Here is a 22,393-nt window from a genome sequence, read left to right as displayed (position 1 = left end):
TGGCCCGAAAGCGGTCGGCGAGTAACGTTTTCGCGCGCTGTCCTAAGCGGCGTCCACGACGCGGGCTGCGCGCAAGCTGGCCATCACGGTGACCGCCAACGTCGCCGCGATCACCGCGAGAGCAAGTAACGTCGGTATGCCGGGCACATCGACGTGCTCACCGCCGTTGATGAACGGCACGTCGTTTTCACGCAGTGCGTGCAACACCAGCTTCAACCCGATGAACAACAAGATCACCGCCAGGCCCCGAGAGAGGTAGACCAGCCGGTTCAACAAACCGCCCAGCAGGAAGTACAACTGGCGCAAGCCCATCAAGGCGAAGACGTTGGCGGCGACCACCAAGTAGGGTTCGCGGGTAAGACCGTAGATTGCCGGAATGGAATCCAACGCGAAGATCAGGTCAGTTCCGGCGAGCGCCAGGATGACCAGAGACACCGGCGTAACCAGCCGCTTTGACCCACCCCTCGGAAACTTGGGACCATCGCGGCGGTCGGTGGTGTTGAGGTGTTGGTCCGCGAAGCTCGCGGCCCGGTTGGTCACCTCGGTCTTGCGCTCAGGATGGCGCGCAAGTTTGACTGCGGTGCCGACCAGGAATCCGCCGAACACGTAAAAGATCCACGAAAACCGCTGAATCGCCGCCGCCCCCGCCACGATGAAAACACCGCGGAACACCAGCGCGATGACGATCCCGGCGAGCAGCGCGTGCTGCCGATACGCCGCAGGCACGTCACAGCGCGCCAGAATGATCACAAAAATAAACAAGTTGTCAACCGACAGGCTGTACTCGGTCAGCCAGCCTGCGACAAACTCCAACCCGAACTCGTGGCCGTGCGCGCAGGCGACCCAGATTCCAAAGACCAGCGCCAGCCCGACATAGCCCGACAATGCGGCCGCGCATCCGCGCATCGTCGGCTCACGGGGCCGGTGCGCGATGATGAGCACATCGGACAGCAAGACGGCGATTGTCGCACCCAACGTAACAACCCATTCCACGGCGGGCACATACACCACAGACCTCCGGTCGCAGCAAGACACCAGAGGTCTCTCCCACCGTCGAGACGGCCCGCGGCACGGTCGTCCGGTGATGGACGACGAGATGACGACGCCGCGGCGCGGGAATACTCCCCTCTGCGGACAGTGTGGCAGGTTGCAGTCGCCGGCGCCTTTCAGGGCGCAAGCCGGCTCTTAGTATTTTCAAGCTGTGACACCGCAGGAAACTTTTGCTTCATCGCGGTGTCACCCTGTGCGCCCACACGTCGGTTGCGGGCCGACTGAAGTGCTGTGCCGGTGACCGAGGTAGCAGGCACTACCGCCGCCGGGCCGATCACGCGCAGCAGCGTGGCCCGGGTGGGCACAGCGACAGTTCTGACCGCTGGCTGCGGGTACGCGGTCATCTCCCTGGCCGCGCGCGACCTGGCGCCCGTCGCCTTCTCGGTGTTCGGGGTGTTCTGGGGCGCTTTTGGGTTGGTCACAGGTGCCGCGAACGGTCTGCTGCAAGAAACCACTCGTGAGGTCCGTTCGGCCCGATACACCGATATCGTGCCGGACCGCCGGACTCACCCGCTACGGGTGGCCGGGATGGTCGGTCTGGTCGCGGCGGCGGCGATCGCGGGCACCGCACCCCTGTGGAGCCCGCTGGTATTCGCCAACGCACGCTGGCTATCGGTGGGGTTGCTCAGCGCTGGGCTGGCAGCGTTTTGCCTGCACACGACCCTGCTCGGCATGCTCGCCGGCGCCAATCACTGGACCCACTACGGGGCGCTGATGGTCACCGACGCCGTCATCCGGGTGGTTGTCGCTGCGGCAGCCTACGTGAGCGGCTGGGGGCTGGTCGGGTTTTTGTGGGCGACCGTCGCGGGCGCGGTGGGCTGGTTGATCATGCTGATCGTCTCGCCCACCGCCCGGGCAGCAGCGCAGCTGCGGACCCCGGGGAGCACCACCACATTCCTGCGCGGCGCCGCCCATTCGATCATCGCTGCCGGCGCCAGCGCGGTTCTGGTGATGGGGTTCCCGGTGCTTTTGAAGGCGACATCACAGCAGTTGGGAGCGCAAGGTGGGGTCGTCATCTTGGCGGTCACGCTGACCCGTGCGCCGCTGCTGGTGCCGTTGACGGCAATGCAGGGCAACCTCATTGCTCACTTCGTTGACGAGCGCACCCACCGGCTGCGGGCACTGATCGGGCCGGCGTTGCTTATCGGCGTGATCGGAGTGGTGGGAGTGGTGGCCGCAGGGCTGGTCGGCCCGTGGCTGCTGCGGGCCGCGTTTGGGCCCGATTACCGGGCCAGCAGCGCACTGCTGGCCTGGCTGACCGCAGCCGCGCTCGCGATCGCCCTGCTGACGCTCACCGGCGCCGGCGCCGTCGCGGCCACTCTGCATCGGGCCTACGCACTGGGCTGGGTCAGCGCGACGCTGGCCTCGACGCTGTTGCTGTTGCTGCCGCTCTCACTGGCTTCGCGCACGGTGATCGCGCTGCTGTGCGGTCCGCTGGTGGGAATCGCCGTGCATCTGGCCGCACTTGCGCGTCGACGCCGCTGAACAGCGTGTAGCTTGTGGGTTCGAAATGCCATATCCCGACGTCTGGGTGGTTGTTCCAGCCTTCAACGAAGCCGCGGTCATCGGCCAGGTCATCGCCGATGTGCGTGCGATCTTCGATCACGTGGTCTGTGTCGATGACGGCAGCACCGACGGCAGCGGTGAGATCGCGCTGCGTGCCGGAGCGCACCTGGTGCGCCATCCGGTGAATCTGGGTCAGGGCGCTGCCATCCAGACCGGCGTCGAGTATGCCCGGGGCCAGCCTGGTGCGCAATTCTTCGCCACCTTCGACGGGGACGGCCAGCACCGGGTCACGGATCTGATCGCGATGGTCGAGCGGGCGCGAGCCGGCGATGTCGACGTGGTGATCGGTACCCGGTTCGGCCGCCCCGGCGGCACCAGACCCCCGTGGCTCAAGCGCGTTGTGCTGCAGACTGCGGCCAGGGTCAGCCCGCGGGGCCGCCGGCTGGGGTTGACCGACACCAACAATGGGCTGCGGGTATTCAATAAGACGGTCGCCGACGCGCTGAACATCACCATGAGCGGGATGAGCCACGCCAGTGAATTCATCATGTTGATCGACGAAAACGGCTGGCGCGTCGCAGAAGAACCGGTCGAAGTGCTCTACACCGACTACTCGAAGTCCAAAGGCCAGCCGCTGCTCAACGGCGTCAACATCATCTTCGACGGGTTCCTGCGAGGAAGGATGCCACGATGAACTGGATCCAGGTGCTGCTGATCTTTTCGATTATCGCGCTACTGGTCTACCTGCTCCGGTCCCGGCGCAGCGCGCAGTCGCGGGCGTGGGTCAAAGTCGGCTACGTCGGGTTCGTGATGGCCGGTGTGTACGCGGTGCTGCGGCCCGATGACACCACCGTGGTCGCCAACTGGTTCGGGGTGCGCCGCGGCACCGACCTGATGCTCTACGGGCTGATCATGGCGTTCAGTTTCACCACCCTGAGCACTTACCTGCGGTTCAAGGACTTGGAGTTGCGCTACGCGCGGCTGGCGCGTGCGGTCGCGCTTGCCGGGGCGCGGGCACCCGACGAGAGGTAGCCACCGGCGAACCCGAACCCCGGAAAACCACGTGGCTTTCCGCAAAACCCGCTTGACAGCGGGCAACGCTAACCGAGGTCGGTGCGGCGGAAGTACTCCACCGTGCGTCGTACGCCCTCGCTCAGCTCGACCCGGGGTCGCCACCCCAGAACCTGGCCGGCCAAACCAATATCCAGGCAGGAACGACGCAGGTCACCCGGCCGTGGCGGCCGAAATTCCGGGTCGTCGGGGACCCCGACGGCCGCCGCGACGACTGAATGTAGTTGCCGGTCAGATGTTTCCACACCCGTTCCGATGTTGAAACGCTGTCCCCCGCCTATCGGGCCCGACGCTTTGACGAAGGCGTCAACCACGTCGTCGACATACACATAGTCACGGGTGTTGCAGCCGTCACCGAATATTTTGGTGGGCTGACCCGCGAGCAGCGCCTGGGCGAAGATCGCCACCACACCCGCCTCGCCGTGTGGATCCTGCCGCGGGCCATAGACATTCGCTGGCGCGATATGCGAGCACTCCAAGCCGTGCAGGTGCCGAAAAGCGTTCAGATAAATCTCCGCGGCCACTTTGCCCGCCGCGTACGGCGACACCGGGTTGGGAGTTATCTTTTCGCTGGTGGGATATGTCGGCGCCGTGCCATAAATGGATCCGCCTGACGACGTGTTCACGATCTTGCGGACACGCGTGCGCCAAGCCGCTTCAGCGAGCCGGATCGTGCCGATGACGTTGACCGAGGCGTCGAACTGCGGGTCGGCCACCGAGCGGCGCACGTCGATCTGCGCAGCCAAATGGAACACCACCTCCGGGCGGTGCTGGTCCAAAATCGCCTCCAGGTCGGCGGTGAGAATGTCGGCTTCGACGAAAACAAACCGCGGATTGCCGGCCAGGTGCTCGAGGTTGACCGCCCGGCCTGTCGCGAAATTGTCCAGGCCCACCACGGTGTTCCCGTTGGCTATCAAGCAGTCCACGAGCGTCGACCCGATGAATCCGGCTGCCCCCGTGACCAGTGCGCGCACTGGCCCACCATACCGGCGGCCCGCCGGAAGCCTGCGCCGGTAAGAAAGCCCGGTAAGAAAGGACGTATGCGTGTCGCGGCGGCTCGCCTCCCGGGGGTTACCGTGGCCGCTGCGGCGACCAGCCGATTACCCTGGGTCGCTCAGGCTGCCGCGGCGCTGATCGCGGTGCAGCTGGCCATTCGTGCCGTCCTGGCGTTCGGGGGCTATTTCTACTGGGACGATCTGATCCTTGTCGGGCGCGCCGGCACCCATGGGCTGCTGACCCCCTCGTATCTGTTCGATGACCACGATGGTCACCTCATGCCGGGCGCCTACCTGGTCGCCGGTGCCATCACTCGGCTGGCGCCGCTGGACTGGATCGGACCGGCCATGAGTTTGGTGGCGCTGCAAGGGTTGGCCTCGCTGGCTCTATTGCGCACCCTGTACGTGATCCTGGGCTGGCGTCCGCCGCTGCTCATTCCGCTGATCTTCGCGCTGTTCACCCCGCTGGGGGTGCCGGGGTTCGCGTGGTGGGCGGCGGCGTTGAACTCACTGCCCATGCTGGCGGCCCTGGCCTGGGTCTGCGCGGACGCGATTGTGCTGGTGCGCACCGGTCAGCGGCGATACGCGGTGAGCGGTGCGCTGGTCTATTCCGCCGGCCTGCTGTTCTTCGAGAAGGCCGCAGTGGTTCCCTTCGTCGCCTTCGCGGTCACAGCGCTGCTGCGGTATGTGCAGGGCGATTCGGCCGCGGTGGCGACAGTGTGGCGAAACGGTGTCCGGTTGTGGACGGTATCGCTCGCGCTGACCGGCGCCTGGGCAGTGCTCTACCTGCTGGTGGTTGATCAGCAGCGGTGGAGCGCGGATCTGGCGATGACCGCGAATCTGCTGCGTCGTTCGCTGACACACGGCATCATCCCCGGTCTGGCCGGCGGGCCGTGGCATTGGGATCGCTGGGCGCCCGCCTCACCATGGGCCACCCCGTCACCGGTGGTGATGCTGCTCGGTTGGCTGATGCTGGCCGCGGCACTGGCTGTGTCGCTGAGGCGCAAACAGCGCATCGGTGTGGTGTGGCTGACCGCGGCCGGCTACACCGTGGCCTGCCAAGTGCCGATCTATTTAATGCGGTCGTCGAAGTACACCGCCTTGGAGCTGGCTCAGACTCTGCGCTATTTTCCCGACCTTGTCGTCGTGCTGGCGTTACTGGCCGCGGTTGGGTTGTCTGCGCCCGACCGTCCGTCCGCCAGACGGGTCACGCACCCACTGGTGCCGGCTGTCCTGCGCCCGCTGGTGGCGACGGGTTTAGCGGTGTTGTTCCTGGCCAGCAGCCTGTATTCGACGGCGACGTTTCTGCGGTCGTGGCAGGACAATCCCGCGCAGCCGTACCTGCGCAATGCCCGCACGGCTTTGGCCACCGCCCGTGCCCAGTCGAACGCTGCGCTGCTCGACCAGGAAGTCGATCCGCTGGTGTTGCAGCGGGTGGCCTGGCCGGAGAACCTGGCCAGCCACATGTTTGCGCTGCTGCGGGATCGACCGGAGTTCGCTTCGGCCACAACGCGACTGCGGATGCTGGATAGCTCGGGCCGGCTGGCTGACGCGCAGGTGACCTGGGTGCGCACGATCGTGCCGGGGCCGGCGGCGCAGTGCGGATACTTCGTCCAGCCGGATATGCCCACCCGGATGGCTCTCGACGGCCCCCTGCTGCCCGCCGACTGGACCGCCGAGATCAACTATCTGGCCAACAGCGACGGCTCGATGACGATGTCGCTGTCCGATGGCCGCGCGGTGAAGGTTCCGGTGCATCCAGGGCTCAACCGGGTATATGTGCGGCTCGCGGGCGCGGGGAACACGATCGACGTTCGCGCCAACACCGCCGCGCTGTCGCTGTGTATCGCGCCAGGACCGGTCGGATTCCTCGCGCCGCGTTGACCGCGAAGCGCCGGGTTGGCCGCGAGCGTGCGCAGAAACCCGGCCACGCCGGCGTGTCGCCGGACAGACCCGCACGCTCGCGCCGAAAAACCGGAGCCACCTAACGGAATCGAACCGTTGACCTGCTCATTACGAGTGAGCCGCTCTACCGACTGAGCTAAGGTGGCCTGCCCTGCCGGGCGGCACGAGTCTACGGCAGACCGGCTAACCCGCCCAACTGCTAGTCGCGCAGCGCCTGCCCGATGGTGGCGACCATAGCATCGACAGCCACCCTGGGTTTGACATTGACGGCCAGCGCCGCACGGCAGTCCAGCACGGCCTCGATGCAGCGCAGCAGCCGCTCGGGTGGGGCGTGGGCGGCCAGCGCAGCCGCCCGGTCGGCCATATCGGGGTGGTTGGCCTGCACCCGCCCGGCATGAGCCGCGACCCGCAGCGCATCGCGGAAATAGGTCGCCAGGTCCATCAGGGCACGGTCGAGGGCGTCGCGCGATGCCCGGGTCTGGCGGGACTTCTGCCGTCGCTCGAGATCCCGGATCGCAGCGGTCATACCGCGGACCGCCGCCGAGGTGCCCTTACCGGTACCACCGGCCCCCAGCGCTGTGCGCAGCTCCGCGGTCTCGGCCTCGTCGCGCTGCGCAGTCAGCGTGCACGCCTCGGCCTCGGCTGCGGCCACCAACTCCTCAGCCGCCGCATACGCCCGGGAAGGTGTGACCGCGTCACGCACCAGCGCCAGCGCGCGCTCGCGTCGCTGCCGGGCCTCAGGATCAGTGGCCAACCGGCGCGCCCGTCCCACGTGGCCTCCGCTGACTGATGCCGCCCAGTTCGCCGTGTCGGCGGGCAGGCCGTCCTCCTCGACCAGCACCTGCGCGATCGCCGCGGCTGACGGGGTCACCAGCGCGACATGCCGACACCGGGAGCGCAGGGTAACCGCGATGTCGTCCGGGTCGATCGACGGCGCACACAGCACAAACACTGTCGACGGCGGCGGTTCTTCGACCACCTTCAGCAGGGCGTTGGCTGCACCTTCGGTGAGCCGGTCGGCGTCTTCGATCACCACCACCAGCCAGCGGCCGGTGCTCGGCCGTCGCGAGGCGATCTGCACGATGGCCCGCATCTCGTCCACGCCGATTGACAGGCCCTCCGGGATCACCCGTCGTACGTCGGCGTGGGTGCCCGCCATGGTGGTGGTGCACGCCCGGCACTGTCCGCAGCCGGGCACTCCGTCAGCGCTGCATTGCAGCGCAGCCGCAAAGCACAGCGCCGCCACCGAGCGTCCCGAGCCGGGCGGGCCGGTGATCAGCCAGGCGTGCGCCATAGCGCCGGCCGCCGCCGCGGTGTGAGCCGAATCACGACGCGCAGCCTGCGCAGCAGCGACCAGTTCGGATACAACTGGTTCCTGGCCAATCAAACGCGTGAACACTCCGGACATCCACCGGCAACAGTAAACCGTTTTGCCGACAGAACGACGATGAGCAGCTCGACAGCGCGTCTTTTGAGCCCCGCCGAGTCCATGCCGACCGATACGGTGATCTGGTGAGCAGCACAGTGGCACTCGGCGGGCGGATCAATGGGTTCGTCCGCTGGGTGGTGCGCACTCCCTGGCCGGTGTTCACGCTGAGCATGTTGCAAGCCGACATCATCGGCGCCCTGTTCGTGCTCGGCTTCCTGCGCTACGGACTGCCGCCCGAGGACCGCATCGAGCTGCAGGATCTGCCGCGAACCAATGTCGTGGTCTTCGCGCTGGTGCTTGTCGTGCTGTTCAGCACGGGATTTTCGCTGAGCGTGCGATTACTCATACCGGTTTTTCGGTGGCAGCGCCGCGACGGCCCGCGAGCCGACACTGATCCGGCCGCCACCGAGCTCGCGCGCATCCGCGCGCTGCGGATGCCCTTCTACCGCACACTGATCAGCCTGGGCTACTGGGGCGTGGGCGGGGTGGTGTTCATTATCGCGAGCTGGCCGGTAGCCCGGCACGCCGCGCCCGTTGTCGCCGTCGCCACCGCGTTGGGTGCCACCGCGACCGCGATCATCGGCTACCTGCAATCCGAGCGCGTGCTGCGGCCGGTGGCCGTCGCCGCGCTCCGCGCCGGCGTCCCGGAGACTGTGCGGGCTCCCGGTGTCATCTTGCGGCAGATGCTGACATGGGCGCTGTCCACCGGCGTCCCGCTGCTGGCGATTGTGCTGGCGGTGGTGGCCGACAAGGCGTCCCTGCTGCATGCCTCGCCAGAAAAACTGTTCACCCCCATCTTGATGCTGGCGTTGGCCGCGTTGACCGTCGGGTTGATCAGCACGCTTTTGGTGGCCATGTCGATCGCCGACCCGCTGCGTCAGCTGCGCTGGGCGCTCGGTGAGGTGCAACGCGGTAACTACAACGCGCACATGCAGATCTACGACGCCAGCGAATTAGGCATGCTGCAGGCCGGTTTCAACGACATGGTTCGCGACCTCGCCGAGCGGCAACGGCTGCGTGACCTGTTCGGTCGTTACGTCGGCGAAGACGTGGCCCGCCGGGCTCTTGAGCGCGGCACCGAGCTGGGAGGGCAAGAACGGTATGTCGCGGTGCTGTTCGTGGACCTGGTGGGCTCCACCAAACTCGCCGCCACGCGGCCACCCGCAGAAGTCGTCAACTTGCTCAACGAGTTCTTCCGGGTAGTAGTGGACACCGTCGGCCGCCACGGCGGGTTCGTCAACAAGTTTCAGGGCGATGCGGCCTTGGCGATTTTCGGGGCACCCATTGAACATCCTGACGCGTCCGGCGCGGCTCTGGCGGCCGCGCGTGAACTGCACGACGAACTGCTCCCGGTGATCGGTTCGGCGGAGTTTGGAATCGGGGTATCGGCCGGACGGGCCATCGCCGGCCACATCGGGGCGAAGGCGCGGTTTGAGTACACGGTGATCGGTGACCCCGTCAATGAGGCCGCACGGCTCACCGAACTGGCCAAACTGGAAGAAGGCCACGTGCTGGCGTCGGCGATTGCGGTGAGCGGTGCGCTGGACGCGGAAGCCCTCTGCTGGGACGTCGGCGAGGTGGTCGAATTACGCGGACGCACCGTGCCCACACAGCTGGCCCGGCCTGTGAATCTGGCAGCGCCCGAAGAAGTCTCGAGCGAGATTACCTAGGTGTCTCGGCTTGCGCGACACCGCAGCAAGCGTGGGCTGCAAGTCGGCGACAAGCCGCCAACTAGCTGTGTTTGACCGCTTTCTTCGGTGTTTTGCGGGTGGTCTGTTTCGCGGCCCGCTTTGCCGGACCCCGTGCGCGCCGCTCGGCGAGCAGTTCGGCGGCACGTTCGTCGGTGATCGAGAACACGTCATCACCCTTGCGCAGGCTGGCGTTGGTCTCACCGTCGGTGACATAAGGCCCGAAGCGGCCATCTTTGACGACCATCTTCTTGCCGGACACCGGATCGGTCCCGAGCTCTCGCAACGGCGGCGCCGACGCGCTCTGCCGGCCACGACGTTTCGGCTCAGCGTAGAGCTTCAGCGCCTCGTCGAGAGTAATGGTGAATAATTGGTCTTCCGTTGCTAGTGAACGAGAATCATTGCCGCGCTTGAGATATGGGCCGTAACGTCCGTTTTGTGCGGTGATCTCCTCGCCCGTCTCGGGATCGACGCCGACAACCCGGGGCAAGGACAGCAGCTTGAGAGCGTCTTCAAGGGTGACCGTCTGCACATCCATGCTGCGCAGCAGCGACGCGGTGCGCGGTTTGGGGCCGCGTGGTTTCTTGGCCTTCGGCACCGCAGCCTCGCCGCCATCGGGTTCCTCGGGCAGGATCTCGGTCACATAAGGGCCGTAACGGCCGTCTTTGACAACGATTTCGTGACCGGTCTCCGGGTCGATGCCCAGCAGTCGTCCCTCCTGTGGCGTGGCGAACAGCTCCTCGGCCACTTCCAGCGTCAACTCGTCAGGGGTAAGGGCGCCGTTGAGGTTGGCTCGCTGCGGGATGAGCTGGCCGTCCTCGCCGGTGACCATGCGCTCCAAATAAGCACCGTTCTTTCCGACCCGCACATAGATAGGACGGCCCTGCGCATCGTCGAACAGTTTGATGGAGTTGACTTCTCGAGCGTCGATGCCCTCCAGATTGACGCCGACGAGCTTTTTGAGACCCCCGGAGCGGGCAATCGAATCGGGCACGCCGTGGTCGCCGCCGAAATAGAAGTTGTTGAGCCAGTTGGTGCGGTGCTCTTGGCCGGCGGCGATCGCATCGAGTTCGTCTTCCATTGCCGCGGTGAACCCATAGTCGACGAGCCGGCTGAAATGCTGTTCCAGCAGACCGGTCACTGCGAACGCAACCCACGACGGCACCAGGGCGCTGCCTTTCTTGTGCACATAGCCGCGGTCCTGGATGGTTTTGATGATCGATGAGTACGTCGATGGACGGCCGATGCCCAACTCCTCGAGCGCCTTGACCAGTGACGCCTCCGTGTAGCGGGGCGGCGGGTTGGTGGCGTGCTGATCGGGGGTGACTTCGACGGTGCGCAGCCGTTGGCCTTCGGTCAGGCGCGGCAACCGCCGCTCGGCGTCATCAGCCTCACCGCCGGCCAGCTCATCGACAGTTTCCACATAGGCCTTCAGAAACCCGGGGAAGATGATGGTGCGCCCGCTCGCGGCGAACACCACCTGCTGGCTTCCCGACACCCCGGCCACTCGCAGGCTCAGCGTGGTGCCGCGAGCGTCAGCCATTTGTGAGGCGATAGTGCGCTGCCAGATCAGCTCATACAGGCGAAAGTCGTCGCCGTCGAGTTCGCGACGCACCGCATCCGGCGTGGCGAACGTCTCTCCGGCGGGCCGGATGGCCTCGTGGGCTTCTTGAGCGTTTTTCACCTTGCGGGTGTACTGGCGCGGCGACGCCGAGACGAACTCCGCACCGTAGAGCTGACGCGCCTGAGTGCGAGCAGCATTGATCGCCGAATCCGACAGCGTCGTGGAGTCGGTGCGCATATAGGTGATGTAGCCGTTCTCGTAGAGGCGCTGAGCCACGCTCATCGTGCGCTCGGCGGAGAACCGCAGCTTACGGCCAGCCTCCTGCTGCAGCGTCGACGTCATAAACGGCGGATAGGGCCTGCGGGTGTAGGGTTTTTCCTCCACCGAGGTCACGGTGAGCTGTGCGCCGCGCAGTCCCTCCGCCAGGCTGCCGGCACGGGCTTCGTCGAGCACCACGATCTCATCAGGTTTGCGCACCGCGCCCTGGGCGTCGAAGTCACGACCGGTCGCCACCCGCAGGCCGTCGACACTGGTCAGGCGGGCCGTGAAGGTCGGCGGCGACGCCTGCGGGTCGGAGACGCTGGCATCCAGTTCGGCGACCACATCCCAGTAGGACGCACTCCGAAACGCCATCCGCTCGCGTTCGCGTTGCACGATGATGCGGGTGGCCACCGACTGCACCCGGCCCGCCGACAGCTTGGGGGCGACCTTCTTCCACAGCACCGGGCTGACCTCGTAGCCGTACAGCCGATCGAGGATCCGGCGGGTTTCTTGGGCGTCCACCAGGTCGTTGTCCAGATCGCGGGGGTGCTCGGCCGCCGCCCGGATCGCCGGCTCGGTGATTTCGTGGAACACCATCCGCTTGACCGGGATACGCGGCTTCAGCGTTTCCAGCAGATGCCAGGCGATGGCCTCGCCTTCGCGGTCGCCGTCGGTGGCCAGATACAGCTCGTCGGCGTCTTTGAGCAGGCTTTTCAGCTCGTTGACCGTGCGCTTTTTGTCCGGAGTGATGATGTAGAGCGGTTCGAAGTCGGCGTCAACGTTGACCCCCAGCCGCGCCCACGGCTCCGATTTGTACTTTGCCGGAATATCCGCGGCGGCGCGGGGAAGATCCCGAATATGCCCCCGGGAGGACTCGACGATGTAGCCGGACCCTAAATAGCCGGCGAGTTTGCGCGCTTTAGTTGGCGACTCGACAATGACGAGCCGCCGCGCGTTGCCGTTTCTACCGCTGCCGCGGTCACCGCGTGCCAACTGTGCCTACGCTCCACTTCTGTCCTGCCCCGCAGGTTGAGCGATCCCAGGCGACGCGCACCGGTGTCTCTCGGGCCTGTGGGCACTTGACAATTTCGCACCCCGGGCGGGCCGACGCAAACCGACTCCCCGCGACGCCTGCCTTCTCACCGCAACGCCCACCTGCTAAACGCGAGGCCAGTGGGCTAACGCCTCGGCGACACCCGGGGGTTCCCCGACATTTTCTACCAGGCGCCCCAGTCTGCGCCGGCCGCTGATCCGCAATGCCGGGCGAGCACCGCGCGTACCGATGAGGGTAGGCGCAATTCCGACCCTCATCAGCGCCGCTGCCAGCGGCGAATGTGTCTGTGGTGCGTGCGGGTCCAGGCCGAGCACATAACGGTCGGCTTCCCGGCTGCCCGCGGCCAGGGTCCACGCCCGCAGCTCGCGCGGGCCCGGTAACCACAGCGGGGGCACGGTCTTGACCGCCCCCCGAGTCCACTGCGCGGCGATAGCATGCAGCCGAGGATCCACGCCAGTGCGCACCAGCGGACTGTTTTCATCGGTGTAGGCGATCTCAGCCACCAAACCAGCCTGGTCAATCATCTCGGCCAGCGCGGACGCCCGCCACAGCTGATCCACGACAACGGACAGCCGGGCACCTTCACCGACCAGCACGACCTGACCAGTGGCCGCGAGCACCCCGGTGAGGTCGGTGACAGCCGGCGGAACCGACTCCGCCGAGAAGAACGACAGCTGGCTCACGTCACTGACAGTAGGCCTGCTCGACACGATGCACCCCACGGCGAGCCCCGCGCGGAGCCGAGCCCGGAGTCGACAAAAAGCCAGTTGAGGAACATTCCGGTGACCGCTGCACCCTTGATCACGCCGATAATGAAGACCCCCGGTTGGCCCGCTGTGGTGGGCCGCCCGGGGGTTTCGTCGGAATCCGCTGGTCTAAATGGACCGGACGCCGGTGGCTTGCGGACCCTTGGGGCTATGGCCGATCTCGAACTCGACCCTCTGGTTTTCTTCTAGGGTGCGGAAACCTGTTCCCTGGATCTCCGTGTAGTGGACGAACACGTCTGCGGAACCATCCTCCGGGGCGATGAAGCCAAACCCCTTCTCCGCGTTGAACCACTTCACAGTTCCCTGTGGCATTTCTCGATCTTTCCTTCTCTACTGGGTGCGATGCACCGCCTTTCGATGCACCGGGCCTGCTGTGACCGCCATACCTCGCGGAGTCTCCGGAACTTCACCCGAACCCAACCTCGCAGGAACCGCGGCCGCAACGTCGATCCTGCGAAAGTTTGACACGAACACAGAAGCCGCGGCCGTCATCAGTCAACCATGTCTGCGGTTCCGGCAACAGCCTCGGATGATCGATTTCGGTCAACAATTCGATTGCAGACCGGCTACGACGTGGATGGCGCTGACGAAACGCTGGACAACTGACACCGTCGACAAGGCCGGACGAGCCGGGAAGGGGCGAGCGATGGCGAGTTTCGGCAGCGAGCTGCTTGTTGCGGCCCTCGCCGGCACCCAACCGGGCGAGCACCCGCTTCGCCATGTGGCAGAGCTGCCGGCCCGGCCGGCCCGCGCACGCAGTTGGCCGGCATGGGCCGAGCCCGATGTGGTGCGCGCGTTGACCGAGCGCGGCATCGCCGCGCCGTGGTCGCATCAGTACGATGCCGCCGAACTGGCCTACGCCGGACATCATGTGGTGGTGAGCACCGGCACCGCCTCGGGCAAGTCGCTGGCCTACCAGCTGCCGATTCTCAACGTGCTCGCCACCGACCCGCGGGCGCGGGCGTTGTACCTGTCGCCGACCAAAGCACTGGGGCGCGACCAGCTGCGCAGCGCGCACGCGCTGACCGCCGCGGTCCCGCGGCTCGGTGACGTCGCGCCCACTGCCTACGACGGCGACAGTCCCGCCGAGGTGCGCCGCTTCGCGCGCGAACGCTCCCGCTGGCTGTTTTCCAACCCCGACATGGTTCATCTGTCGATGTTGCGCAACCACAGCCGATGGGCAGTTTTCCTGCGCGGCCTTCGCTTCCTGGTGGTCGATGAATGTCATTACTATCGCGGTGTTTTCGGCTCGAATGTCGCGCTGGTGCTGCGCCGGCTGTTGCGGTTGTGCGCCCGGTACTCGGCGGCGCCGACCGTCATCTTCGCCAGCGCCACCACGGCCTCGCCGGCTGCGGCGGCCGCCGAACTCATCGGACAACCGGTCGAGCAGATCACCGAGGACGGCGCACCGCAGGGACCGCGCACCGTGGCCCTGTGGGAGCCTGCGCTGCGAACCGATCTGACCGGGGAGAACGGCGCACCGGTGCGGCGATCCGCCGGCGCCGAAGCCGCTCGAGTGATGGCCGGCCTGATCGCCGCGGGAGCCCGGACCCTGACATTTGTCCGGACCCGTCGCGGCGCGGAACTGACCGCGCTGGCGGCCCGGTCACACTTGGAGAACATCGCCCCTGAGCTCGCCGGGAAGGTGGCCTCCTACCGCGCGGGGTATCTGGCTGAAGAGCGCAGTGCGCTGGAACACGCGCTGGCCGACGGGCTGCTGTGCGGACTCGCCACCACCAGCGCGCTCGAGTTGGGGGTCGACATCGCCGGCCTGGACGCGGTCGTGCTCGCCGGATTCCCGGGAACGATCACCTCGTTTTGGCAGCAGGCCGGCCGGTCGGGACGGGATGGCCGGGGGGCACTGATCGTGCTGATCGCGCGTGACGATCCGCTGGACACCTACCTCGTCCATCACCCGGCCGCGCTGCTGGACAAGCCGATCGAGCGCGCCGTGATCGACCCGGCTAACCCGTACCTTCTGCGTCCCCAGTTGTTATGCGCTGCAACCGAAATGCCACTCACCGAAACTGAAGTCAAAGCACTCGGCGCCCAGGAGGTGGCCGCAACGCTGGTCGACGAGGGGTTGCTGCGACGCCGGTCCGGGAAGTATTTCGCCGCACCCGGCCTGGAGCCGCACACCGCGGTGGACATCCGTGGCCCGACGGGCGGCCAGATCGCGATCGTGGAAACGGACACCGGCAGGCTTTTGGGCCATGTCGGCGCCGCTCAGGCGTCCGCCGCGGTTCACCCGGGGGCGGTTTACCTGCACCAGGGCGAAAGCTACGTCGTCGATTCGCTGGATGCCGACGCCGAGATCGCATTCGTGCGCGCCGAGGATCCCGGCTATGCGACCTTCGCACGTGAACGCACCGACATTGCGATCACCGGCGCTGGTGAGCGCACACAGTTCGGTTCGGTCACCCTCGCCTTGGTCCCGGTCAGTGTCACCAACCAGGTCATCGGGTATCTGCGCCGGCGGCTCAGCGGCGAGGTGATCGACTTCGTCGAGCTGGACATGCCGGCCCACACCCTGGCCACGACCGCCGTCATGTACACCGTCACACCCGAGGCGTTGGCGCGCATCGGTATCGACGCGCCGCGCATCCCCGGCTCACTGCACGCCGCAGAACATGCCGCGATCGGGCTGCTGCCGCTGGTGGCCAGCTGTGATCGCGGCGATATCGGCGGCCTGTCCACCGCGGTGGGCCCTGACCCACTGGACCCGCAACCCAGCGTCTTCGTCTACGACGGTTATCCGGGGGGAGCCGGATTCGCCGAGCGGGGCTTCCGCCAGGCCAGCACGTGGTTGGGTGCGACGGCCGCGGCGATCGCGGCGTGCGAATGCCCGAGAGGATGCCCCTCCTGCGTTCAGTCTCCCAAATGTGGTAACGCCAACGACCCGCTGGACAAAGCGGGTGCGGTGCAGGTGCTGCGGCTGGTGCTCGCCGAGCTGGCACGCGGCTCGCGGTGAGTCATCGCTGACCCTTGAGCGTCGCCCCCGCCCGCAGCCTCGGCGGAGACCCCGACAGCGGCGCCGGGCCCGCGCGGGCCGCGGCACGCACGACCCCGCCAAAGGTGACGTCCATTTCGACGCTGACAACGACATCGAGTCCTTGCACCGCACAGCCGATCCGGGCGATTCCCATCGCCCGGGCGACGGCAGTCGCCCGGGTGCAGGCTGATTCTGCTCCGGCGGGCAAGCGCTCGGCAGCGGCCAGCGCGCCGAGATCGGCCACCGCCTGCACGCGATGACGAGCGACCACCGCCGATCCCAGGTACGCGGCGCCGCCGGTGACGCACAGCAACGCAGCGACCATCGCAGCTGCGGCCACTGTGGCCGAGCCGCGCTCAGCGCCGGGGCTCTGCTGCCGAAACACTTTGGGCTGCAATAGGCAACGCCGGAAGAAGGCTGAAGCGTGCGGTGACGGTGGCGATGACGAATTCACCGTCACGACGCAGCACGACCCGCGCCCCGCCCGGTGCGACTCGGCGCGCGGTCTCAAGCGCGGCCCGGTCGTCACCACGCCCGGCGAGCCGAGCCGCCTCGCGGGCGGCGTCCACACACCGCACCTGCATCGACACCGCGGTGATCCCCGCCAAGCACAACACCAGCACCGTGACCAGCGCGGCTATCGCGAAAGCCGCTTCCACAGTGCTGCTACCGGCATCGTCGACTAGACCTTGGTGTTGAGCGCCCGGCTGATGACGTTGGTCAGCGCTGAGACGATGGAGTCGCCGGTGACGACGGTGTAGAGGATGGCGCCGAAGGCCGCGGCCGCGATCGTCCCGATGGCGTATTCGACTGTCGACATTCCCGACTCGTCGGCCGCCAGAACGGCTATACGCGCCCCCAGAGCACGGAAAATATTTCGCGCCAATGTTTTTCCTCCTTTTAGTTACCGGTTGAAGTTTCCCCGCGGCCGTTCCGCGAGACTTCCGCGTGGCCGGCCGGCGGCCTCACAGCACACCCGATTGCCAGACCGTGCCGGCCAACCCGGCCACCACTGGAACGATGCCCAGGCACACGAACGCCGGCAGGAAACACAGACCGAGCGGAGCGGCGATAAGGACCGCGGCCCGCTCGGCGGCAGCGGTGGCCGCCTGCGCGGCGTCGTGGCGGACCTGCGCAGCCAATTCGGCGACGGCGTCGGCCAGCGCTGCGCCCGAGGACGCCGAGCGCCGCGCCAGCCGCAGCAGCGCGTCGGTGGGGGCATCGATCGAGCCGGCCAGGCTCTGCGAGGGGGCTGACCAGGCAACAGCGGGATCGGCGCCCAACGTCAGCAGATCCGCGGCCCGCCGCAGCAGCGTGGCCAGGCGCGGCGGCGCCGATTCAGCGGTTGCGGCCGCCGCGGTCGACACCGCCATACCCGCGCCCAGGCAGACAGCCAGCACGTCCAGACTCGACGCGACGGCCAGCGGGTCGGAGGCGGGTGCATGCCCACGCGGGGGCCGACCCGGCGCCACCACTTTGCCCGCGCGCGCCCGCACCCTCGACGGCCCGGCGCCGACCACGACCGCGACCGCGAGCAGCACCGCTGCGATGCTCATACTGCGGCTCCTGGAGGCGCCGGTCCGCACTCGTTCGGCGCTGCGATCCTCACTGTCGCCGCGGGGCTCACCGCGCCACCCGGTCGGTGATTCGATCCGACCACAGCAGCCCGGCACAGGTCAGTGTGAGCCCAACCACCAATAGCCACCCACCCGCGTGTCCACCCAGCAGGAAGCGCAGCGGGTGGGCTCCGATCAACTGACCCAGGGCTACCCCGAGCGCCGGCAGAGTCGCCAATATCACGGCGGTGGTGCGCGCACCCGCCATCCCTGCTGACACTCGTGCGGAAAAGCGCCGGCGCTCACCGATATCGTGCTGCGCGGTCCGCATCACAGTGGATATCGCCAAGCCGTGGTTGCATGCCAACTGCCAGCACACCGCAAGCCGCTCCCAGTGTGTATGCACAACCGACGAGCCGCTCACCCCACGCAGTCCTGCGCTGACATCGGCGCCCAGTCTGGCGCGTGCGGACACTGCGCGGAAAGCCTCGGCAACCGCTCCATCGGTCTCCTCAGCGGCGGCGGAGAACGCCTGCGCGGGGTGGGCGCCCGCGCGCAGCTCACCGACCACCACATCAAGGCCGGTTTCCAGCGCCCTGGTGTCCTTCATGGCACGTCGGCTGCGATGGCGTCGGCGCGACCGCACGCCGACGGTCGTTACCAGCACGGCGGCCGCCACCGTGGTTGTCAGTGGGAGTACTACAGCGGCGACGACGGCCGCGCACCCTGCGAGCCAGCTGATCCAGCGGGTTTTGAGCGGCACGCGAATGCTGACGCGGGCAGCGATCCGGCCCCGCGACGACGACGGCGACACCCCTATCGCCAGCACCAACAGCAGCGCTGCCACCAACTGGCCGCTCATGCTGACATCCGTTCTCGCAGCAGCCGCTGCAGATCGCCCGCATCCTCGGTCATGCCCCGCTCTGCGTGCCAGACGGTGACCGCATGAACCCGGCCGTTGCCGGACTGGCGCAATATCGCGATTTCGCTGAGCCGGCGCCGTCCGGCGCGGTCCCGCGCAACATGCAGTAACACTTGGACCGCCGCCGCAAGCTGGCTATGCAGCGCGGCACGATCCAGCCCGCCGAGCGCACCCAACGCCTCCAGCCGGGCCGGAACCTCGCCGGGGTTGTTGGCGTGCACAGTGCCCGCCCCGCCCTCGTGACCGGTGTTGAGTGCGGCCAGCAGATCGACCACTTCAGCACCTCTGACCTCCCCGACCACGATGCGATCGGGGCGCATGCGCAGCGCTTGGCGGACGAGCTGGCGCACAGTAACCTCGCCGACACCTTCGACGTTCGCACCCCGCGCAACCAACTTGACCAGGTGCGGATGCTGAGGCGCCAGCTCGGCGGCATCCTCGACGCACACAATTCGCTCCGCCGCGGACACCGCTCCCAGCATCGCGGCCAACAGGGTGGTTTTGCCTGCCCCGGTACCCCCGCACACCAAGAACGCCAGCCGCGCGGCGATCACCTGCGACAGCAGCGTGGCGGCCTGCGGCGCGATCGCGCCCGCAGCGGTCAACCCGTCCAGGTTCTGGGTAGCGGGCCGCAGTACCCGCAACGACAAGCAGGTACCAGCCACCGCGACCGGTGGCAGCACCGCATGGAGCCGCACCGCGAACTCCCCCGTGCCGATACCGGTCAGCTGGCCGTCAACCCATGGTTGCGCGTCGTCAAGGCGGCGGCCGGCAGCCAACGCCAGCCGCTGCGCCAAACGCCGCACAGCCGCTTCGTCGTCAAAATGGATCTCGCTGCGCCGCAACCCGTTTCCGTCATCAACCCACACTGCGTCGGGAGCGGTGACAAGCACATCGGTGGTACCGTCGGCGCACAGCAGCGGTTCGAGGATACCCGCACCGGTCAGTTCGGTCTGCAGCACGCGAAGACTGGCCAGCATCTCGGTGTCACCGAGCACTCCCCCGGATTCCGCCCGGATCGCGGCGGCGACCACATTCGGCCGCAACGGGGCGGATTCTGCCGCCAGCCGTTCTCGCACACGCTCGATCAGTGACCCGCTCATGCTGCTCGACCGTTCTGCTTCGGCGCCGCTGGGAGCACCGCGAGCACACGACGCGCGGCCGCAGCGAGTGGGGACCTACGGGATAACCGCAGACCACCGTGTTCCAGTTGCGCGGCCAGGTGCGGCTGCGCCTTCATCGACGCCAGCAACGGCACGCCGGCGATGTCCGCGATCTCAGCGGCGCGCAGTCCGCCCGGTGACGGTCCCCGCACGACCAGTCCGACAGCGGGATTGATGGCCGAAAACACCGCGGCGACCGTTGCGGTGGCCGCGCACGCCCGCACGTCGCACGGGCTGACGATAACGAGCAGATCCGCGCTGTCCAAAGCTGTGTGGGTGGCGGCGGTCAACCGTCGGGGCAGGTCGCAGATCACCGTCGCGCCGCCGCGGCGTCCGGCGTCGACGACGGCGTCCACCGGCCCGGGCTCCAGCTCATACCCGCGTCGCGTACCGGAGAGCATGCTCACCCCGCGGTAGCGGGGCAGCGCCTCACGCACGGCGGCCCAATTCAGCCGCCCGCCCTGTAAAGCCAGATCGGGCCAACGCAGACCCGGCACGGTTTCCGCGCCGACCAGCAAATCGATGCCGCCGGCCCAGGGATCGAGGTCCACCAGCAGCACGTTGGTGGCCGCCCGAGCCAACGCGGCGGCAAACCACGAAGCCCCAGCCCCGCCGCATCCACCGACAACCGCGACGACCTGGCCGCGCTTGTGGGTGTCGCGCCCTGATTCCGCGGCCTCGGAAAACTCCCGCACTAACGCGTGTTCCTGTGCGGGCAACCGCAGAACCTGTTGGGCTCCAACAGCAATCGCCGCTTCCCAGGTCTCGGTCGTCGGGTCGCCGCGGGTCAGCATGATCACATGGGCGCGCCGTGGCAGCGCGCGTTGGGCGCACCGCGTGATCGCCGCCTGGTCAAGCACCACAGCCGCGGCCGCAAACCAGGCTTTCCTCGTCATCGGCGACTCGGCGTCGGCATGCACCACCCGCACACCCGCAGCCGCTGCCACCCGGTCGATGTCGGCACGTAATCCGGGTTCGGTCAGCACCGCCAATATTCCGCAACCGGCGGGACTCGTCGCGATAGGCACTCCGCTACCATGCGGGGTGCGCTCACGGCATGCCAGCCGCTCAGACACTTTTGTGGACAAATCCGGATCTGTGCACAACACCGACGCACGTCACGCGCTGTGCTGACGCGCGACGGCACCATCGGTGCATCGGAAAACACCCGGGATGCAGCAATCTGCCCGCCGCTGCCGGCCACCTATTCGGTCAGAAAAAGGGACGACCCCCGCCAGGGGGGGAGGAGGCGAGGGTCGTCGTGTATCAGCCCCGGGGGGTCGGGCTGATACACCCTCGGCACAGCCGAGTACTTGTTACTATACACATGAGAGTCTAGTTCGGCGCAAGTGTTGCCGGCGCCCGCAGGGTGCCTGCGCGATCAGCCCGGGCCGTCACAACGCCGCCTTATAGTCGGGAAAATCCTGGTAGACGCGTTGTGAACGGTGGCTTTAAGCACACCGATCGAGACCACGTCGCGCCCCGCCCTATGCTGGGCCGGTGACCGTCTCCGATCCGGCTGAGCGACAGCGAGCGACACCGGAAACACCGGCAACCGGCCATCCGGAGATCCGCACTGCCGCGTTCTTCGACTTGGATAAGACCATCATCGCCAAGTCCAGCGCGCTCGCATTCAGCAAACCATTCTTCAATCAGGGGCTAATCAACCGACGGGCTGTGCTCAAGTCCACTTACGCCCAGTTTATTTTTCTGCTCTCCGGCGCCGACCATGATCAGATGGACCGGATGCGGGCCCATATGACCAACATGTGCGCGGGTTGGGATGTCGCGCAGGTCCGTTCGATTGTCAACGAAACCCTGCACGACATTGTCACCCCACTGGTGTACGCGGAGGCCGCACATCTGATCGCGGGCCACAAGCTCTGCGGCCGCGATGTGGTGGTCGTGTCGGCCTCCGGTGAAGAGATCGTGGCGCCGATCGCCCGCACCCTCGGCGCCACCCACGCGATGGCGACACGCATGGTCGTCGACAACGGGAAGTACACCGGTGAGGTGGCGTTCTACTGCTACGGCGAGGGCAAGGCCCAGGCCATCCGCGAATTGGCTGCCCGTGAGGGCTATCCGCTAGAACACTGCTACGCGTATTCCGATTCGATCACCGATCTGCCGATGCTTCAGACCGTCGGACACCCCACTGTGGTCAATCCCGACCGTGCCTTGCGCAAGGAAGCAATCGCCCGCGGTTGGCCCGTGCTGACATTCACCCGGCCCGTGTCGCTTCGCAACCGTTTCCAACCCCCCTCGGGGGTCGCGGTTGCCACAACCGCCGCCGTTGGGGTGAGCGCGCTCGCGGCCGGTGCGGTGACCTATTCGCTGTTGCGCCGCCTGGCGTTTTAACTGGGGTTGCACAGTCATGCCCGTTCCGCCCGCATATCACAGCAAACACATTGCCTGGTGTGGTCGACGTCGCTGCGCAGTGCCGGCCGGAATTGGGCCTTGATGTGATAGG

20 protein-coding genes and 1 tRNA gene are annotated in these 22,393 nt (G+C 67.1%); 7 read left to right on the top strand and 14 right to left on the bottom strand.

Features of this window, described 5'->3' with window-relative positions; genetic code table 11:
- Nucleotides 1-42: 42 nt before the first annotated feature.
- Nucleotides 43-1,008 carry a TerC/Alx family metal homeostasis membrane protein gene (locus tag G6N08_RS07525; protein WP_163755720.1) on the bottom strand — a complete coding sequence of 322 codons (966 nt, stop codon included), beginning with the start codon at nucleotides 1,006-1,008 and terminating at the stop codon, nucleotides 43-45.
- A gap of 273 nt (nucleotides 1,009-1,281) precedes the next feature.
- Between G6N08_RS07525 and G6N08_RS07520 the strand changes: the two genes are divergently transcribed.
- From G6N08_RS07520 to G6N08_RS07510, 3 genes are read left to right on the top strand one after another with little or no spacing between them, the layout of a single operon-like run.
- A complete protein-coding gene (locus G6N08_RS07520) occupies nucleotides 1,282-2,535 on the top strand; it encodes a hypothetical protein (protein WP_371868968.1) in 1,254 nt (417 codons plus the stop codon).
- Nucleotides 2,536-2,560: 25 nt separating this feature from the next.
- Nucleotides 2,561-3,250, top strand: coding sequence for a polyprenyl-phospho-N-acetylgalactosaminyl synthase PpgS (gene ppgS, locus G6N08_RS07515; protein ID WP_163755711.1), 690 nt, complete (start codon nucleotides 2,561-2,563; stop codon nucleotides 3,248-3,250).
- A complete protein-coding gene (locus G6N08_RS07510) occupies nucleotides 3,247-3,588 on the top strand; it encodes a DUF2304 domain-containing protein (RefSeq protein WP_163755709.1) in 342 nt (113 codons plus the stop codon). Before ppgS ends, G6N08_RS07510 begins: the two co-directional genes overlap by 4 nt.
- 68 nt (nucleotides 3,589-3,656) lie before the next feature.
- Here G6N08_RS07510 and G6N08_RS07505 read toward each other — a convergent pair whose 3' ends face one another.
- A complete protein-coding gene (locus G6N08_RS07505; RefSeq protein ID WP_163755707.1) occupies nucleotides 3,657-4,601 on the bottom strand; it encodes an NAD-dependent epimerase/dehydratase family protein in 945 nt (314 codons plus the stop codon).
- A 66-nt stretch (nucleotides 4,602-4,667) separates the two neighbouring features.
- On the opposite strand from G6N08_RS07505, the gene G6N08_RS07500 reads away from it, so the two are divergent.
- A complete protein-coding gene (locus G6N08_RS07500) occupies nucleotides 4,668-6,506 on the top strand; it encodes a hypothetical protein (RefSeq protein ID WP_174813264.1) in 1,839 nt (612 codons plus the stop codon).
- A gap of 94 nt (nucleotides 6,507-6,600) precedes the next feature.
- Here the strand turns inward: G6N08_RS07500 and G6N08_RS07495 are convergent.
- A tRNA-Thr gene (locus tag G6N08_RS07495) sits at nucleotides 6,601-6,673 on the bottom strand.
- Between the two features lie 53 nt (nucleotides 6,674-6,726).
- Nucleotides 6,727-7,935: a DNA polymerase III subunit delta' gene (locus G6N08_RS07490; RefSeq protein WP_163755706.1), complete on the bottom strand. Its 1,209-nt coding sequence runs from the start codon at nucleotides 7,933-7,935 to the stop codon at nucleotides 6,727-6,729.
- 104 nt (nucleotides 7,936-8,039) lie between these two features.
- Between G6N08_RS07490 and G6N08_RS07485 the strand changes: the two genes are divergently transcribed.
- Nucleotides 8,040-9,626, top strand: coding sequence for an adenylate/guanylate cyclase domain-containing protein (locus tag G6N08_RS07485; RefSeq protein ID WP_163755704.1), 1,587 nt, complete (start codon nucleotides 8,040-8,042; stop codon nucleotides 9,624-9,626).
- Nucleotides 9,627-9,687: 61 nt separating this feature from the next.
- On the opposite strand, the gene topA is transcribed toward G6N08_RS07485, so the two are convergent.
- From topA to cspA, 3 genes are all read right to left on the bottom strand, one after another.
- Nucleotides 9,688-12,462, bottom strand: a complete 2,775-nt coding sequence (gene topA / locus G6N08_RS07480; protein WP_163755702.1) for a type I DNA topoisomerase — start codon at nucleotides 12,460-12,462, stop codon at nucleotides 9,688-9,690.
- A gap of 165 nt (nucleotides 12,463-12,627) precedes the next feature.
- Nucleotides 12,628-13,206 (bottom strand): hypothetical protein, encoded by a 579-nt coding sequence (locus G6N08_RS07475; protein ID WP_163755700.1) that lies wholly within the window; start codon nucleotides 13,204-13,206, stop codon nucleotides 12,628-12,630.
- Between the two features lie 192 nt (nucleotides 13,207-13,398).
- A complete protein-coding gene (cspA, locus tag G6N08_RS07470) occupies nucleotides 13,399-13,602 on the bottom strand; it encodes a cold shock protein CspA (RefSeq protein ID WP_163755699.1) in 204 nt (67 codons plus the stop codon).
- 334 nt (nucleotides 13,603-13,936) lie between these two features.
- Between cspA and G6N08_RS07465 the strand changes: the two genes are divergently transcribed.
- A complete protein-coding gene (locus tag G6N08_RS07465) occupies nucleotides 13,937-16,261 on the top strand; it encodes a DEAD/DEAH box helicase (protein ID WP_163755698.1) in 2,325 nt (774 codons plus the stop codon).
- Nucleotide 16,262: 1 nt separating this feature from the next.
- On the opposite strand, the gene G6N08_RS07460 is transcribed toward G6N08_RS07465, so the two are convergent.
- The 7 genes from G6N08_RS07460 to ssd all read right to left on the bottom strand — a co-directional run bounded on the left by G6N08_RS07460 (nucleotide 16,263) and on the right by ssd (nucleotide 20,909).
- A complete protein-coding gene (locus G6N08_RS07460) occupies nucleotides 16,263-16,607 on the bottom strand; it encodes an Rv3654c family TadE-like protein (protein WP_246216637.1) in 345 nt (114 codons plus the stop codon).
- Between the two features lie 31 nt (nucleotides 16,608-16,638).
- Nucleotides 16,639-16,941, bottom strand: coding sequence for a TadE family type IV pilus minor pilin (locus G6N08_RS07455; protein WP_246216636.1), 303 nt, complete (start codon nucleotides 16,939-16,941; stop codon nucleotides 16,639-16,641).
- Nucleotides 16,942-16,964: 23 nt separating this feature from the next.
- Nucleotides 16,965-17,168 (bottom strand): DUF4244 domain-containing protein, encoded by a 204-nt coding sequence (locus G6N08_RS07450; RefSeq protein WP_163755693.1) that lies wholly within the window; start codon nucleotides 17,166-17,168, stop codon nucleotides 16,965-16,967.
- Nucleotides 17,169-17,247: 79 nt separating this feature from the next.
- The gene (locus G6N08_RS07445) at nucleotides 17,248-17,838 is read right to left on the bottom strand and encodes a type II secretion system F family protein (RefSeq protein ID WP_174813263.1); all 591 of its coding nucleotides are present in this window, start codon (nucleotides 17,836-17,838) and stop codon (nucleotides 17,248-17,250) included.
- Nucleotides 17,839-17,905: 67 nt separating this feature from the next.
- A complete protein-coding gene (locus tag G6N08_RS07440; RefSeq protein WP_163755691.1) occupies nucleotides 17,906-18,700 on the bottom strand; it encodes a type II secretion system F family protein in 795 nt (264 codons plus the stop codon).
- On the bottom strand, nucleotides 18,697-19,863 hold the full coding sequence (locus G6N08_RS07435) for a TadA family conjugal transfer-associated ATPase (RefSeq protein WP_163755689.1): 1,167 nt from the start codon (nucleotides 19,861-19,863) through the stop codon (nucleotides 18,697-18,699). Before G6N08_RS07435 ends, G6N08_RS07440 begins: the two co-directional genes overlap by 4 nt.
- Nucleotides 19,860-20,909, bottom strand: a complete 1,050-nt coding sequence (ssd, locus tag G6N08_RS07430; RefSeq protein ID WP_163756830.1) for a septum site-determining protein Ssd — start codon at nucleotides 20,907-20,909, stop codon at nucleotides 19,860-19,862. Before ssd ends, G6N08_RS07435 begins: the two co-directional genes overlap by 4 nt.
- 514 nt (nucleotides 20,910-21,423) lie before the next feature.
- Here ssd and G6N08_RS07425 point away from each other — a divergent pair.
- Nucleotides 21,424-22,281 carry an HAD-IB family hydrolase gene (locus G6N08_RS07425; protein WP_163755687.1) on the top strand — a complete coding sequence of 286 codons (858 nt, stop codon included), beginning with the start codon at nucleotides 21,424-21,426 and terminating at the stop codon, nucleotides 22,279-22,281.
- The last annotated feature ends 112 nt before the right edge of the window (nucleotides 22,282-22,393 follow it).

Source organism: Mycobacterium botniense (assembly GCF_010723305.1).
GTDB classification, from domain to species: domain Bacteria; phylum Actinomycetota; class Actinomycetes; order Mycobacteriales; family Mycobacteriaceae; genus Mycobacterium; species Mycobacterium botniense.
This window is presented reverse-complemented; position numbering and strand designations above follow the sequence as displayed.